Origin of the sequence: Granulicatella elegans ATCC 700633, from assembly GCF_000162475.2 — a bacterium.
In the GTDB taxonomy this organism is placed as follows: Bacteria; Bacillota; Bacilli; order Lactobacillales; family Aerococcaceae; genus Granulicatella; species Granulicatella elegans.
Genome location: NZ_KI391971.1, coordinates 220,146 through 235,213, shown reverse-complemented (window position 1 = coordinate 235,213; position 15,068 = coordinate 220,146). Strand labels below are relative to the sequence as shown.

Genomic DNA, 15,068 nt, shown 5'->3' with positions numbered 1-15,068 from the left:
CTGATCATCTATTTAACTTTCTACCATAAAATGCCTCTATACGATAATAGAATCAACAACATATAAAGCAGTTCAAACCCTATAAAGAGTTTTTTCATTTTGACACACATTGCTACATATTCACGAATAAAAGCTGATGGAATATAATAACTTGCAGTAGAGCAACCTAAACCATCACCTTGCATTCCAATTTGACGAGCATACGTACTCGTGCGAAATACATGATAGTCATTTGTCACAAATAAAAATCGAGGGTTTTCAACTAATTGCTCGCCTAGTTCTTTAGAGAACAATAAATTTTCATACGTTGTTGTAGATTTGTCTTCTAATAATATGGCTTCTTTTGGCACATCTGTTTGTTCCACTAAATAGTTATACATCGCTTGTGCTTCAGATATTTTTTCATCGCTACCTTGTCCACCACTTGCAATCAGTTGAATATGAGGATTTTTTGATTGTTGAAATGCTTGTACAGCCTTATCAATTCTCTTTTTTAGAAGAGGCGTAACTCTTTCCCCATCTAACAATCCGGCACCATGAATAATAATAAAATCATAATGCTGTTTTTTCGGCACCCATAAATAGACAAATGAGTACATCATAAATCCTACAAATGCAAAGCCAAAAATAATATAAGAATAAATGATAAACATAAATAGTATATCAATCCACGGATTATAAAAGAAAAAATCATTTGTAACTAGCCCAACTCGAATCCACATAAAAACAAAGAATAATAAAATCACAATTCCCATAATTGGAGAAAGAAGATTCGCTTTAGAAAAGCCTTCTTTTTTTAACAAAATAAAGCCATTAACGATTAAAAATAAACCACTCAAAAGAATCAAAACGGGAATGAGTAAAATTCCTATTATCATCACTAAATGCGCATTTTCATATCCAAAACTGAAGAAGGCATTCGCAATCGATAAATATAAAAACAATACTTCAATCACTAATAAAGCTGGATTCCATAAACTACGATTATCTTTCCACATTGAAAAAAGTAGAGCTATCAATACGATTGTCGTAATTCCATATAAAAACATATTCGCCTACCTTCTTACTCTGCTAAAATTTTTTCAAAATCAAACACTTCACCTTTTTGTTTATCACTTAAAACGAAAGCAATCACAATTCCAATTAATGCTGGAACGACCCATCCTAACGATAAAGTAGAAAATGGTAATTGATTCATCACAGTAGTTAATGCAGATAATTTTAACGTATCTCCTAATACTGTTAACACTGATACTAAAACTGTCAATCCAACTGTTAACTGCATTCCAATTTTAGAAAGTAGCACAAATTTATTTAAAATAATTAATACAACCATAATAATAGTAATTGGATATAAAATTAATAATACTGGCAGCGAAACTTTAATGACAGTATTTAATCCTAAATTAGAAATTCCAAATCCAATTAACGAGAACACTGTTGCATATACTTTATAAGAATATTTAGGGAATAACTCTTCAAAAAACTCCCCTGTTGAAACAATTAGCCCAACAGTTGTTGTAAAGCACGTTAAAATAACCATTGCTCCTAAAAATACTTGTCCAAACACTCCAAAAATATCTTTTGAAGCAGCTGCTAAAATATATGACCCTTTATTCACCGCTTTATCTACTAACACATCTGCAGGTACTGTAAAATGATTTCCTAGATTTGCTAATCCTAAATATAAAATACTAAATCCTACTGCAGTTACTAAACCTACACCGATAATCGTTTTTGTAAACTCTTCTTTTGAAGAAAAATGGAATTTTTTCAACGTATTTACCGCTACCACACAGAATGCAACAGAAGCTAGGGCATCTAATGTATTATAACCTTCAATAAATCCAGTACCAAACGAGCCACCATTTTGATAAGCAGTTGTTGCTTCCATTGGAGCTACTCCTGCATATTTAATTGCTCCTAATAACACTAAGACTAAAATTAATCCTGCAAATAAAGGTGTTAAAATTTTTCCGATACTATTTAAAATCGTAGAACGATGAATCGCAATCCAATACGCTGCAGCAAAATATAATACTGTATAGATAAACAATGATAAAGTACCCGAAATTCCCATTGATGCTAAAGCTGACTCAAATGGCTGAATACTAATCGAATACGATACTGTTGCTGTTCTTGGAATCGCAAAAAACGGTCCAATGGATAAATATAAAATAGCTAAAAATGCTACCGCAAACACAGAATGAACTTTTGTCTCTAATTCATGTTTAAAACTTCCATTACTCGTTGCACCCACAATTAATGTAATAATTGGAATACCTACGCCTGATAAAATAAATCCCGCAACTGCTGGCCAGAAATACTCACCAGAAAATAATCCTAATGAAGGAGGAAAGATTAAATTTCCTGCTCCAAAAAAGAAACCAAATAATAATAAACCTGTTAATAAGCCCTTCTTCATCGTACATTCTCCTTTTTCTCTTATATATACGAAAGAGCACGTTGTAAAGCAACGTACTCTCCCTACAATAACTGTGTTTCCTATTGATTATGAAACAAATGAACCATTTGGCATTTCTTGAGGAGCTAATACGACTTGTAATACTCCATCTTTTTCTGCCGATAAGATCATCCCTTGGCTAATTTGTCCTCTCATCTTACGTGGTTTTAAGTTTGCCACAATCACTACTTTTTTACCGATAAACTCTTCTGGATTTGGATACCATTGAGCGATACCAGATAAAATTTGACGGTGTCCGCCAGCATCTCCTGCATCTAATCGGAATTGTAATAATTTATCTGCACCTTCCACTGGTTTACAGTCGATAACTTCTGCGACTTTTAATTCCAACTTATCAAAGTCATCATATTTGATGGCTTCTTTTTCAGTTGTTAATTCCACTTCTTCTGGGTTCCATTCTGTCGCTACTTCTTCTTTCACCGTTCCACCCATTTTACCTTGAATATAAGCAACTTCTTCTTCCATATCTAAACGTGGGAAAATTGGTTGTCCTTTTTCAACAACTGTTGTACCTGCTGGAATCACTCCAAATGTATGAAGCGAAGGATAGTCACGTAAAGCTTCGTCGTGAATTCCTAATTGTGCTAAGATTTCTCCTGGCGTTTGTGTTAAGAATGGTTGTAAAGCCACCGCAATAATACGTAAGCTTTCTGCTAAATAACTCATTGTACGAGCTAATTCTTCTTGACGAGCTTCATCTTTTACAGCTGCCCATGGAGTTGTTTCATCAATATATTTATTTGTACGAGAAACAAATTTCCAAATCGCTGATAATGCAACTGAGAATTGCATTTCTTCCATCGCTGCTTCTACTTCTTCAATCATCACTTTTGAAGCTTCTACTAATTCATGATCGAAGCTTGAAACTGGAGCAGAATAAGTTGGAATTGTTCCATCAAAATATTTATTAATCATCGCTACTGTACGATTTAATAAGTTTCCTAAGTCATTTGCTAAGTCATAATTAATACGTTCTACAAATGATTCTGGTGTGAAAATACCGTCTGAACCAAATGGTACTTCACGTAATAAATAGTAACGTAAAGCATCTAAACCATAACGTTCAATTAATGTGTTAGGGTCAACGACATTTCCTTTAGATTTAGACATTTTACCGTCTTTCATTAATAACCAACCATGTGCAAAAATTTTCTTCGGTAATGGTAAGTCTAATGCCATTAACATAATTGGCCAATAAATCGTATGGAAACGAACGATTTCTTTTCCAATAAAGTGCACATCTGCTGGCCAATAACGATTGAACAATGTCTCATCGTCACTTCCATAGCCTAAAGCTGTAATATAGTTTGATAACGCATCAATCCATACATAAATGACATGTTTTGGATCATTCGGTACTGGAATTCCCCAGTCAAATGATGTACGAGAAACAGCTAAATCTTCCAAACCTGGTTTGATGAAGTTATTAATCATTTCATTTTTACGAGATTCAGGTTGAATAAATTCTGGATGTTCTTCATAGTATTGTAATAGACGATCTGCATATTTACTCATTCTGAAGAAATAAGATTCTTCCTTCACTAATTGGACTTCATGACCACTTGGAGCCACTCCCCCAATCATTTTACCATCAGCATCACGATAAACTTCGACTAATTGTGATTCTGTAAAGTATTCTTCATCACTAACAGAATACCAACCTTCGTATTCACCTAAATAAATATCGCCATTATCCATTAATTTTTGGAAAATTTTCTGTACAGATTTTTTATGACGAGGTTGTGTTGTACGAATAAAATCATCATAAGAAACATCTAATTTTTTCCATAAATCTTGAATACCAAAAATAATATTATCGACAAATTCAATTTCACTCACACCTGCTTCTTGAGCTTTTTGTTGAATTTTTTGTCCATGTTCATCTGTTCCTGTTAAGAAATAAGTATCATAACCTTGTAATTTTTTATAACGAATCATTGCATCACTTGCTACAGTTGTGTATGCATGTCCGATATGTAATTGTCCACTTGGGTAATAAATTGGTGTTGTTAAATAAAAAGTTTTCTTATCTTCCGCCATTTGGCAGTATCCCCCTTAAATCTATAGATAGTGTTATTTTACCATAACGATTCCTATAATTAAACCACTAACTCTTTTTGTGAATAAAGCATTATTACACATCTTTTTTAGGTGAAAAAGCCCAAAATCTTTGCCCAATATAATTCAATCCGACAAATAAAACCATCCCTGTAAATAGTGCAACATTCCCTTGTATATTCGTAGAGACTCCTGAAAGCATCCATGTAACAAGTGGCTTCGCGAAGCCATAAGCAAGAACGTAACAAATCGTGATATTCACAATAAATTTCCATAAAGTATTCCAATCATGGCCTTTTTGCTGGAAAGTATATCGCTTATTCAACAAATAACTCACGATGCTTCCCACTATATAATTCAACGCACTTGAAATCCAATAATTCCACTCTAATACATTGAAGCAAAAAAACATAATCGCTGTTCCAACCAGTGTATTGACGACTCCTACTAATATAAATCTTAGAAAAGTCGCATCAAAAAAAGATGATAAAATTTTTTTCAAAACTTTTCCTCCCTATAAAAAAGAGGAGCGCTACGCACTCCCACTTTCTAATCTATTCGTTATCGTTTGTAGATGAACGAGGAATTATAATTCATCCTCTTCTTCGTCAAAATCACTATCTAACTCATCATCACTAATAATAGATAAATCTTCATCTGCACTAACTTCTTCATCTAAGTCTTCGTCAGCACCTAATTCACTTAAATCTGAACGATATGCATCTAATTCTGTTTCTTCTTCATCATCTACATCATCGTCTAAGTCGATAACATCATCATCTTCTTCGTCTTCTAGCAAGCCATCTTCATCTTCTGGATCATCATCATTGTAATCGATAAGATCTTCTTCAGTTCCAAAGGCATTAACTTTTTTACGTTTTTTACGACGTTTTTTCAAGTCTTCATCATCCATTGATGAAACAATTTCTTCATCGATTGAATCAATTGGATACCATGAACGTAAGCCCCAACGATTTTCTCCAAGAGAAATGAAGCTTCCATCAATATTTAAATCTGTATAAAAACGAGCCATGCGTGCTTCTAATTGCTCATCGCTTAACTCCATATATGATTGAACTTCTACTAATAATTGATTAAAGTCCATTACTTCTTGTTTTACTTCCAAGATAGCATGTGCTACTTCAACCATTGATAATTCATTTTTGTTGATTCCATCCAGTGCTTTTAATTCCAAAGGATACACTTCCTTTCCACATATTCCTTAACAGTATAGCACACAAAAGCCATGATACGCTACTATTGCACAATGTTTTCTTTAAGAATTTCCATATTTACTGTAAATTCTCCTAAATTTTCTCCTAATTGAGATAATTGGTATTCAAAGGAAATTTTCTTCCAATCAGAAGAAACTTCCACATTCTTCGTTTTAATCTCAAATAAAATTTCTTGTCCTTGAGCTAATTGATAACGACCCTTTGTTTTCTTTTGATGTTGAAATAGTAATTGACTAGCTACTTCGCCTTTACGGAATAATTGAATTTCTCCATTAGAAACTAATAAATCAACTTTTGTCTGTGTTTCTTTTTCTTGATACGACAACGCTAATTGTTCGTTTTCAACTTTCCATTCAATGGATTCAATCTTTGCTTCTAATTCCGTTTGTAAGGTTTCTCCAGCTTGAATAATTTTTGTATGCACTCGAATCATTTTAATACCTCCATTCATTCTTTATGAAAAAGAGAGAAGGAGTGAATAAAAGTCGGAAATCCCGTTTTCTATTCACCCCCAGTAATTATTTAACCGAACGTATTATAGAAAATTTTCTTCTTCTACGTTTCAGTTCTCTCAGTTATTAATATTTTGCTAATTCTTCTTGTAATAATTGGTTTACAACTCCAGGATTTGCTTTTCCTTTTGTTTGTTTCATAATTTGACCCACTAAGAAGCCAACTGCACGATCTTTACCATTTTTGAAGTCTTCAATAGACTGTGCGTTATTAGCTAACACATCTTGAATAATTGGTAATAATTGTGATGGATCACTTAATTGAATCATACCATGTTTTTCAACAACTTGACGAGCAGTTCCGCCTTCTTCAGCTAATAATAAGAATACTTTCTTCGCTAATTTAGAGCTGATTGTTCCATCTCCAATTAATTGAATCATTTCTGCTAAACTTTGTGGAGTTAATAATAAATCATGTAATTCTAACTTTTTACTATTTAAGTGAGCAGAAATATCTCCCATTAACCAGTTAGAAGCTAATTTTGGATCACTACCTGCTGCAACTGTTTCATCAAAGAAATCAGACATTTCTTTTGATAGAGTTAAGACCATTGCATCATATTCTGGTAAACCAAATTCACGAACATAACGTTCACGACGAACCGTTGGCATTTCAGGAATCGATTGACGAACTTCTTCTACCCATTCATCTGAAATTTCTAAGTTTGGTAAATCTGGTTCTGGGAAGTAACGGTAGTCACTTGACCCTTCTTTCACACGCATTAAAATTGTTTGACCATTTGATTCATCAAAACGTCTTGTTTCTTGACCGATAACGCCACCGCTACGTAATACTTGAGCTTGACGTACTTCTTCAAATGCTAAACCTTTACGTACATTATTAAATGAGTTTAAGTTTTTCAACTCTGTTTTTGTACCGAATTTTTCTTGGCCATAAGGACGTAAAGAAATATTCGCATCACAACGCATTGATCCTTCTTCCATTTTCACATCAGATACGCCTGTAAACATAATAATTTGGCGTAATGCTTCTAAATAAGCATAGGCTTCTTCAGGCGAACGCATATCCGCTTCAGATACAATCTCAATTAATGGAGTTCCTTGACGGTTTAAGTCTACATATGAGAATCCATCCGTTCCGTGAGTATTTTTACCAGCATCTTCTTCTAAGTGAACACGTTCGATACGGATACGTTTTGTTTTCCCTTCTACTTCAATATCAATCCATCCATCATGACCGATTGGGTAATCAAATTGAGAAATTTGATACGCTTTTGGATTATCAGGGTAGAAATAGTTTTTACGGTCAAATTTTGTATGTTGTGAAATTTCACAGTTTAATGCTAATGCAGCACGCATTCCAAATTCAATGGCACGTTTGTTGACAACTGGAAGTACCCCTGGATATCCCCAGTCAATAACGGTTGTATTTGTATTTGGCTCTGCTCCAAAATGAGCTGGTGAAGGAGAGAAGATTTTTGAATCTGTTTTTAACTCTACGTGAACTTCTAGCCCAATAATTGTTTCAAAATTCATCTTATTTTCCTCCTTATACGTTTGCTTGTTTTAAGTAATAGTCATTTGCTTGTTCAAATGCAAATGCTGCTTGATAAATGGTTTGTTCTTGGAAGTAATTCCCGATTAATTGAATACCAATTGGTAAACCTTCGCTAGAGAAGCCCGCAGGTACAGAAATCGCTGGAAGTCCTGCTAAGTTTACAGGAACTGTTAATAAGTCCGCCATATACATTTCAATTGGATCATCATTTCTTTCTCCAATTCCATATGCAGTTGAAGTCGTTACAGGTCCTAAAATTAAATCGTAATTTGCAAAGACATTGGCAAAATCTTGTTTAATTAATGTACGAACTTGCCCTGCTTTCTTGAAGTAAGCATCATAGTAACCAGAACTTAATGAGAATGTTCCTAACATAATACGACGTTTTACTTCCATACCGAATCCTTCAGTACGACTCATGATGTATAAATCTTCTAAAGTTTTCGCTTCAGCTGAACGGTGTCCATAACGAATTCCGTCAAAACGTTGTAAGTTAGAAGATGCTTCTGAAGAAGCAATAATATAATATGCAGGAATACCGTATTTAGAATGAGGTAAGCTCACTTCTTCTACAGTTGCTCCTAATGCACGATATTGTTCAGCTGCTTTTAAGACTGCTTTACGAATTTCAGGATCAATTCCATCCCCTAAATATTCTACTGGTAAAGCAATTTTTAATCCTTTAATATTGCCATTAATTTGTTGGTAATAATTTGGAACAGGTACATTTACACTTGTAGAATCACGGTGATCATATCCACTAATGGCTTCTAATACTAATGCATTATCTTTAACCGTACGAGTTAATGGTCCAATTTGGTCTAAGCTTGATGCAAAGGCAATTAATCCATAACGAGATACACGACCATAAGTTGGTTTCATCCCAACAATTCCTGTAAAACTTGCTGGTTGACGAATCGAACCACCTGTATCAGAACCTAAAGTGGCTAATACTTCTCCAGCTGCTACAGCTGCTGCAGAACCACCTGAAGATCCACCAGGAACTTTTGTTAAATCCCAAGGATTTCTAGTTTTCTTGAAATAAGAATTTTCTGTTGAACCACCCATGGCAAATTCATCCATGTTTAATTTTCCAACATTAACAGCACCTGTTTTTTTCAATAAGTCCATTACATGCGCATCATAAATTGGATTGAAATCTTCCAACATACGACTTGCAGCTGTTGTGATTAAATCACGAGTTACAATATTATCTTTAATCCCGATTGGCAAACCTTGAAGAGAAAGAGCTGAATCATAACCTTTTTCGTCAGCAGCTTTTGCTTGAGCCATTGCTTCTTCTTCATTTAACGCTAAGAAAGCTCCAACTTTATCATCTACTGCTTGAATTTTTTCAAATGTTGCACTAGTTAATTCTTGAGAAGTAAATTTCTTTTGAACTAACCCTTCATGCAAGCTTACTAATGTTTGATTTTCTAATAAACTCATGCGTCTTACTCCTCTCCTTCACCCATAATTGCAGGTACTTGGATAAATCCATCCTCGCTTGTTTTTACATTTCTCATTAACAAATCACGATCTGTTCCTTTTACCGGCACATCTTCACGGAAAACATTCACTAATGAATATCCATGAGTTGTCACTTCTACTCCTGTTGTATCCACTTCTTTTAATTGTTCTACCATATCGATGATATCACTCATTTGCTCTGTGAAATGTAAAATCTCATGATCTGCAAATGATAATTTCGCCAATTTTGCAACGTGACGTACTTCTGATTCTTCAATTGCCATGACTGTTCCTCACTTTCTACTTTTCTTTCGTTTCTATTGTAAAAGGCACGTACCTTTTATGTCAATCTTTAATCAAAAACATGATACGTAAACACACCTTGAGCTGTATCTTGCATTAAGAATGCTTCCATCCCATTAATCGATGAAATACGAACTTCTACTGGTGTTGCTTTTGGTAAATATTTATTGGCAACATCTGTTACATGTTGTGCTAAAGCAATAATTTCTGATTCTCCATAAAATTGAGTCATAATATTAACAACCATTTTTTTAGGAGCATTTTCTTGATAATAAACTTTTGCGGTTACTCCTGATAAATTCGGGAAGAAGTTTTGAACTTCTGTTCTAAAGTTTTCAAATGCTGATGATTCCTCTGTTGGATTACCATCAATTAATGGTAATACTACAATTTTTTGATTCATATTTGTCCAATTTGTAATTTCAGTACCTTCTACTGAAGTAGCTTCTAAAATATAAACTCCTCCACCGATATCATCTTTAGGAGCTTGCTTAAAGATTCCAAACACAATCGGCACTGTCTTTAATGCATCATTTTGACGTAAACGAGTTAATACTGTATTGGCAATTGATTTTGCTTGCTTCAACATTTCTTCATTAGAAATTTCTTGCTCCGCATCTTTATCCCCCGCAGTGTAATAATCCACTGAATTCATCGCAAGACCAATACTAATCCCACCTAGTTCATAATTGTTTTCTGTTTGAATCATGAAATCTTGTTCTAAAATTTGCGCTAAATAATAAGGATTTCTCTTACTTGCATCTATTTCACCATTATCTTCTGGATTTAATCCATCTGGATTTTTTTCAGATTTACGAGCGACCCATTGATTCGTTGTAGTCGCATCAATCACTTGTCCTTCCCTAAAGAAATATTGATTTGTCGGGAAAACTGCACGTGATAATTCAATTAATCCTGATTCAAAATTTCTTAAATTGAATCCCGTATTTAAACTTAATGTTGCTCCACGAGTCTTACTGACCTGATACTTCCCATCCATAATTAACGCTCGATAGAATTGATTCGAAAGTTGGTTCGTCGTTGGTTGAGCCACTTTTGCACGTGAAGATTCTGATTCAGCATTTTTTTGTGTTGCCTGATTAATATTCGCACACCCTGCTAGTAACATCATTGTTACACTAGCTAAAGTGATGATTTTTTTCTTCATAACTATTCCTTTCCTTCAATCATTGTTCTAAATTGTTCTTCATCCCATACTAAAATTCCTAGAGATTCCGCCTTTGTTAACTTACTTCCTGCTTGCGCTCCAGCAATGACTATGTCTGTTTTCTTAGAAACAGAACCCGTCACTTTTCCACCTAAGGACTCGATTGCTTCTTTTGCTTCTTGTCTTGTCATCTGCTCAAGCGTTCCAGTTAATACAACTGTTTTTCCAGCTAATAGGGAGTCTTCTGAGATAGCCACTTTAGCTTTCCCTAAATAACGCATATTAACGCCTGCTTCTTTTAGTTCTTCTAACATATCTTGAACGGTTTCTTGGTTAAAATAAGCCAAAACACTATGCGCAATCACTAATCCCAATCCTTCAATAGCAACCAATTCTTCCACAGTCGCTTTTTGAAGGTTTTCCATTGTTTCAAAATGCATTGCTAAATCTTTTGCAGCTTTTGATCCGACATTTCGAATACCTAACCCCGTTAATAAACGCTCTAATGAATTTTGTTTACTTGTTTCGATTGCCTGTAAGATTTTTTGAGCAGATTTTTCTTTAATTTTATCAAGTGTTAATAATTGCTCCATTGTTAAGTGATATAAATCTGCTACATCTTGAACCAATCCACTTTCAAATAATTGATGAATAATTCTTGTTCCAACTCCAGACATATTCATCGCATCTCTCGATACAAAATGAGTTAATCCTTCTTTTAAAAGAGCTGGACATTTTGGATTCATACATCTTAAAGCAACCTCTTCTTCTAAATGAACGAGTGGATTCGAGCAAGACGGGCATTCTTTAGGAAATTCATACGGTTCTAACCCTTCAGGTCGTTTGTCTAAAATCACTCGAGTGACTTCAGGAATAATATCTCCTGCTTTATGAATGACAACCGTATCTCCAATTCGAATATCTCTTTCTCGTATTAAATCGACATTATGTAAGCTGGCACGTTTCACAGTAGTTCCCGCAAGAAATACCGCATCCATCACGGCTGTTGGGGTCACTACTCCCGTACGCCCCACTGTCCATTCAATATCTCGCACAATTGTCTGTGCTTCTTCAGCAGGGAATTTATAAGCAATTGCCCATTTTGGAGCTTTTACAGTGAACCCGATTTCTTCTTGCGCTTTAAAGTCATTGACTTTAATCACTATTCCATCAATTTCATAAGGTAAATTATTTCTTTCCACTGTCATTTTTTCAATAAATGCCCATACTTCATCAATCGAATGACAAAGTACGCTTTCTTGATTCGTGACAAATCCTAATGCTTGCATCTTTTCTAGCAATTCCATTTGAGAAGCCACTTCTAAAGTTTCAACACTAGGACTTTGATATAGAAATACTGCTAAATTTCGACTAGCTGCCACTTTAGAATCTAATTGTCTTAAACTTCCTGCAGCAGCATTTCTAGGATTGGCAAATACTTCTAACCCTTCTTCTTCCCTTAATTGATTTAATTGTTGGAATGATTTCTTTGGCATATAACATTCCCCACGAACTTCAATCGACCATGGATGCTCTAATGAAAGAGGAACGGATTTAACCGTTCTAATATTATGTGTAATATCTTCTCCTATTACACCATCTCCTCTTGTAGCACCTAGAACTAACTGACCGTCTTGATACGTTAGTGCTACAGATAAACCGTCAATTTTCAATTCGCACACATAATCAATCGTACGATTCGTTAATTTTTTAATGCGATCATCAAATGCTTGTAAATCTTCTTTTGAAAAAGCATTTGATAAACTCAACATAGGATTTTGATGGGTTACTTTTTCAAAACCTTCTAAAACAACACCACCAACACGTTGAGTTGGAGAATCTGAAGTAACCAATTGTGGATACTCCGTTTCTAGCCGTACTAGTTCATGATATGTTTCATCATACTCATGATCCGTAACTGTTGGACGATCTTGAACATAATATTCATGACTCCAACGATTTAATTGTTCTCTTAATTGTTGGACTTTTTGTTCTATTGAAGTATCCATTTACGACTCCTCTATTCTTTCAATTGGGGCAAAACTTGCTAATAATCGTTTAATACCCATTCCTGCAAAAGCTACATCAATTTCTTGATTCGTACCTTCCCCTGTCACTTTTACAACTGTTCCAACATTCCATTTTTTATGCATCACCTTGTCGCCAACTTTCCATACCGCTCCATCATTGGCAGTCACTGTCTGTTTACGTACTGGTTGAATGCTAGAAGGCTGAACTGCTTTTGGTTGATAAGCAGTTGCCTGAGATTTCGCTCTATATTTGTCAAATAATGAACCAGAAGACGAAGTTTTCGAAGTAAATGAAGAAGACTCTCTACTTGTATAACTGTAGGATTGCTGTTGTTTTGAATCAAATAAGTCTTCACCAATTTCTAATAGAAATCTTGATGGACGATTCGTTTGTGTACGTCCATATAACAATCTGGAGTATGCATTTGTCAAAAATAATTTTTGTTCTGCACGGGTAATTCCTACATATGCTAGACGACGTTCTTCTTCCACATCATCGCCATTCTCCATTATACTTCTTAAACTTGGGAAAATCCCTTCTTCTAAACCGATAATAAATACGACTGGAAACTCTAGCCCTTTAGCCGCATGAAGCGTCATTAATGTTACCATACGGCCATCTCCATCATCGCTATCTGCATCAGAAACTAAAGATAAATCTGTTAAAAATTGTAATAGTGGAGAATCTTCCGACTCTTCTTCTAAACGATCTTGTTCGAATTGTTTTGCAACTGAGATAAACTCTTGAATATTTTCAATTCTCGCATCAGCTTCCATTGTATGCTGTTGTTCTAAAGCAGCAAGATATCCTGTTTTCTCAATCACTTGTTCTACAAATTCACTGATTGATAGAAATTCTTGCATTTTTCTCAAATCTTCAATCATTTCAGCAAATTTTTCTAAAGCTTTCGCTGCTTTCCCTGATAAAGGAGAGATTGCTATTTGCGAACTGGCTTCTAATAATGAAAATTGATGCATAGAAGCAAAATCATTTAATTTATCTAAAGAAGTTGCTCCTATTCCTCGTTTCGGACTATTGACAATTCTTCTAAAGCTTAAATCATCTTGAGGATTTACAATTAAACGTAAATATGCTAGCAAATCTTTAATTTCAAGTCTTTCGAAGAATCGTTGTCCTCCTACTAAACGGAATGGAATGTTTGATTTTAATAAATTTTCTTCCATGACACGAGATTGCGCATTTGTACGATATAAAATGGCAAAATCATCATAATGATAACCATCTCTTAATAAACTTTGAATTTGTGACAATACATAACGTCCCTCATCTTGCTCCGATTGAGCACGATAATACGTAATGGGTTGTCCTTCTTCATTTTCAGTCCATAATTTCTTCACTTTACGATTAAAATTATTTTCAATGACATGGTTCGCTGCTTGTAAAATCGTTTTGGTAGAACGATAATTTTGTTCTAATAAAACAACTTTTGCGTTTTGATAATCTTTTTCGAATTCTAAAATATTACTCATGTCAGCACCACGCCAACCATAAATACTTTGGTCTGCATCCCCAACAACACAAATATTTTTGAATTTCTTCGCTAACATCGTTACTAATCGATATTGAGCATGGTTCGTATCTTGATACTCATCCACATGAATATATTGGAATTTTTGTTGATAATACTGCAATGTTTCAGGATGTTTTTGGAATAATTGTACCGTCAACATAATTAAATCATCAAAGTCCAATGTCATACTTTTTGCTAGTTCTTTTTGATATTCACGGTAACATTTCGCAATGATTTGTTCCACATATCCCGTATATTTTTTGCTAAATTCTTCCACATCTTCTAAATCATTTTTTGCTTGACTAATACGATTTAAAATCATGCGATAATCATACTTTTCGCTATCAATATCTAATTTCTTTAAAATTCGCTTCATTGCTGTTTGTTGCTCACTTGGGTCACAAATTGTAAAAGAACGTTGATAACCTAATAATTCAATATCTCTTCTTAAAATACGCACACACATGGAGTGGAACGTAGATACCCACATATCTTCAGCTTGCGGGCCAACTAATTGGCTTACTCGCTCTTTCATTTCACGTGCGGCTTTATTCGTAAAGGTAATCGCTAAAATATTCCAAGGATGAACCTCTTCTTCTGCTAAAATATACGCCATACGGTGTGTTAACACTCTTGTTTTCCCACTACCAGCACCTGCCATAATTAGTAAGGGGCCTTGAGTATGTTGAACCGCCTCTTTTTGACGATCATTCATTCCTTCTAGTAATTTCGCCGAAATACTCACAAAGTCATCCT

The 15,068-nt window shown here is 34.6% G+C and carries 12 protein-coding genes; all 12 read right to left on the bottom strand.

Annotated features, from left to right (window positions below; all coding sequences use genetic code 11):
- Positions 1-20: 20 nt before the first annotated feature.
- The 12 genes from HMPREF0446_RS01020 to pcrA all read right to left on the bottom strand — a co-directional run bounded on the left by HMPREF0446_RS01020 (position 21) and on the right by pcrA (position 15,057).
- Complete coding sequence (locus HMPREF0446_RS01020) at positions 21-1,049, bottom strand: YdcF family protein (RefSeq protein WP_006703623.1); 1,029 nt, start codon at positions 1,047-1,049, stop codon at positions 21-23.
- Between the two features lie 14 nt (positions 1,050-1,063).
- Positions 1,064-2,425: a branched-chain amino acid transport system II carrier protein gene (gene brnQ / locus HMPREF0446_RS01015; RefSeq protein WP_006703624.1), complete on the bottom strand. Its 1,362-nt coding sequence runs from the start codon at positions 2,423-2,425 to the stop codon at positions 1,064-1,066.
- An 87-nt stretch (positions 2,426-2,512) separates the two neighbouring features.
- Complete coding sequence (metG, locus tag HMPREF0446_RS01010; RefSeq protein ID WP_006703625.1) at positions 2,513-4,525, bottom strand: methionine--tRNA ligase; 2,013 nt, start codon at positions 4,523-4,525, stop codon at positions 2,513-2,515.
- 94 nt (positions 4,526-4,619) lie between these two features.
- Positions 4,620-5,045 carry a GtrA family protein gene (locus HMPREF0446_RS01005; protein WP_006703626.1) on the bottom strand — a complete coding sequence of 142 codons (426 nt, stop codon included), beginning with the start codon at positions 5,043-5,045 and terminating at the stop codon, positions 4,620-4,622.
- Positions 5,046-5,129: 84 nt separating this feature from the next.
- A complete protein-coding gene (rpoE, locus tag HMPREF0446_RS01000) occupies positions 5,130-5,738 on the bottom strand; it encodes a DNA-directed RNA polymerase subunit delta (protein WP_006703627.1) in 609 nt (202 codons plus the stop codon).
- Positions 5,739-5,800: 62 nt separating this feature from the next.
- Positions 5,801-6,211 (bottom strand): DUF1934 domain-containing protein, encoded by a 411-nt coding sequence (locus HMPREF0446_RS00995; protein WP_006703628.1) that lies wholly within the window; start codon positions 6,209-6,211, stop codon positions 5,801-5,803.
- A 145-nt stretch (positions 6,212-6,356) separates the two neighbouring features.
- Positions 6,357-7,787 carry an Asp-tRNA(Asn)/Glu-tRNA(Gln) amidotransferase subunit GatB gene (gene gatB / locus HMPREF0446_RS00990; RefSeq protein ID WP_006703629.1) on the bottom strand — a complete coding sequence of 477 codons (1,431 nt, stop codon included), beginning with the start codon at positions 7,785-7,787 and terminating at the stop codon, positions 6,357-6,359.
- Positions 7,788-7,800: 13 nt separating this feature from the next.
- On the bottom strand, positions 7,801-9,258 hold the full coding sequence (gatA, locus tag HMPREF0446_RS00985; RefSeq protein ID WP_006703630.1) for an Asp-tRNA(Asn)/Glu-tRNA(Gln) amidotransferase subunit GatA: 1,458 nt from the start codon (positions 9,256-9,258) through the stop codon (positions 7,801-7,803).
- 5 nt (positions 9,259-9,263) lie between these two features.
- On the bottom strand, positions 9,264-9,563 hold the full coding sequence (gene gatC / locus HMPREF0446_RS00980) for an Asp-tRNA(Asn)/Glu-tRNA(Gln) amidotransferase subunit GatC (RefSeq protein WP_006703631.1): 300 nt from the start codon (positions 9,561-9,563) through the stop codon (positions 9,264-9,266).
- Between the two features lie 68 nt (positions 9,564-9,631).
- Positions 9,632-10,750 (bottom strand): CamS family sex pheromone protein, encoded by a 1,119-nt coding sequence (locus HMPREF0446_RS00975; protein WP_006703632.1) that lies wholly within the window; start codon positions 10,748-10,750, stop codon positions 9,632-9,634.
- Between the two features lie 2 nt (positions 10,751-10,752).
- The gene (ligA, locus tag HMPREF0446_RS00970; RefSeq protein WP_006703633.1) at positions 10,753-12,759 is read right to left on the bottom strand and encodes an NAD-dependent DNA ligase LigA; all 2,007 of its coding nucleotides are present in this window, start codon (positions 12,757-12,759) and stop codon (positions 10,753-10,755) included.
- Positions 12,760-15,057 (bottom strand): DNA helicase PcrA, encoded by a 2,298-nt coding sequence (gene pcrA, locus HMPREF0446_RS00965; protein WP_020991248.1) that lies wholly within the window; start codon positions 15,055-15,057, stop codon positions 12,760-12,762.
- Between the last annotated feature and the right edge of the window lie 11 nt (positions 15,058-15,068).

What these genes read in the sequence shown, in the direction of transcription:
- HMPREF0446_RS01020 (WP_006703623.1), bottom strand. Translation starts at nt 1,049, where the DNA reads ATGTTTTTATATGGAATTACGACAATCGTATTGATAGCTCTACTTTTT.
- brnQ (WP_006703624.1), bottom strand. Translation starts at nt 2,425, where the DNA reads ATGAAGAAGGGCTTATTAACAGGTTTATTATTATTTGGTTTCTTTTTT.
- metG (WP_006703625.1), bottom strand. Translation starts at nt 4,525, where the DNA reads ATGGCGGAAGATAAGAAAACTTTTTATTTAACAACACCAATTTATTAC.
- HMPREF0446_RS00995 (WP_006703628.1), bottom strand. Translation starts at nt 6,211, where the DNA reads ATGATTCGAGTGCATACAAAAATTATTCAAGCTGGAGAAACCTTACAA.
- gatB (WP_006703629.1), bottom strand. Translation starts at nt 7,787, where the DNA reads ATGAATTTTGAAACAATTATTGGGCTAGAAGTTCACGTAGAGTTAAAA.
- gatA (WP_006703630.1), bottom strand. Translation starts at nt 9,258, where the DNA reads ATGAGTTTATTAGAAAATCAAACATTAGTAAGCTTGCATGAAGGGTTA.
- gatC (WP_006703631.1), bottom strand. Translation starts at nt 9,563, where the DNA reads ATGGCAATTGAAGAATCAGAAGTACGTCACGTTGCAAAATTGGCGAAA.
- HMPREF0446_RS00975 (WP_006703632.1), bottom strand. Translation starts at nt 10,750, where the DNA reads ATGAAGAAAAAAATCATCACTTTAGCTAGTGTAACAATGATGTTACTA.
- ligA (WP_006703633.1), bottom strand. Translation starts at nt 12,759, where the DNA reads ATGGATACTTCAATAGAACAAAAAGTCCAACAATTAAGAGAACAATTA.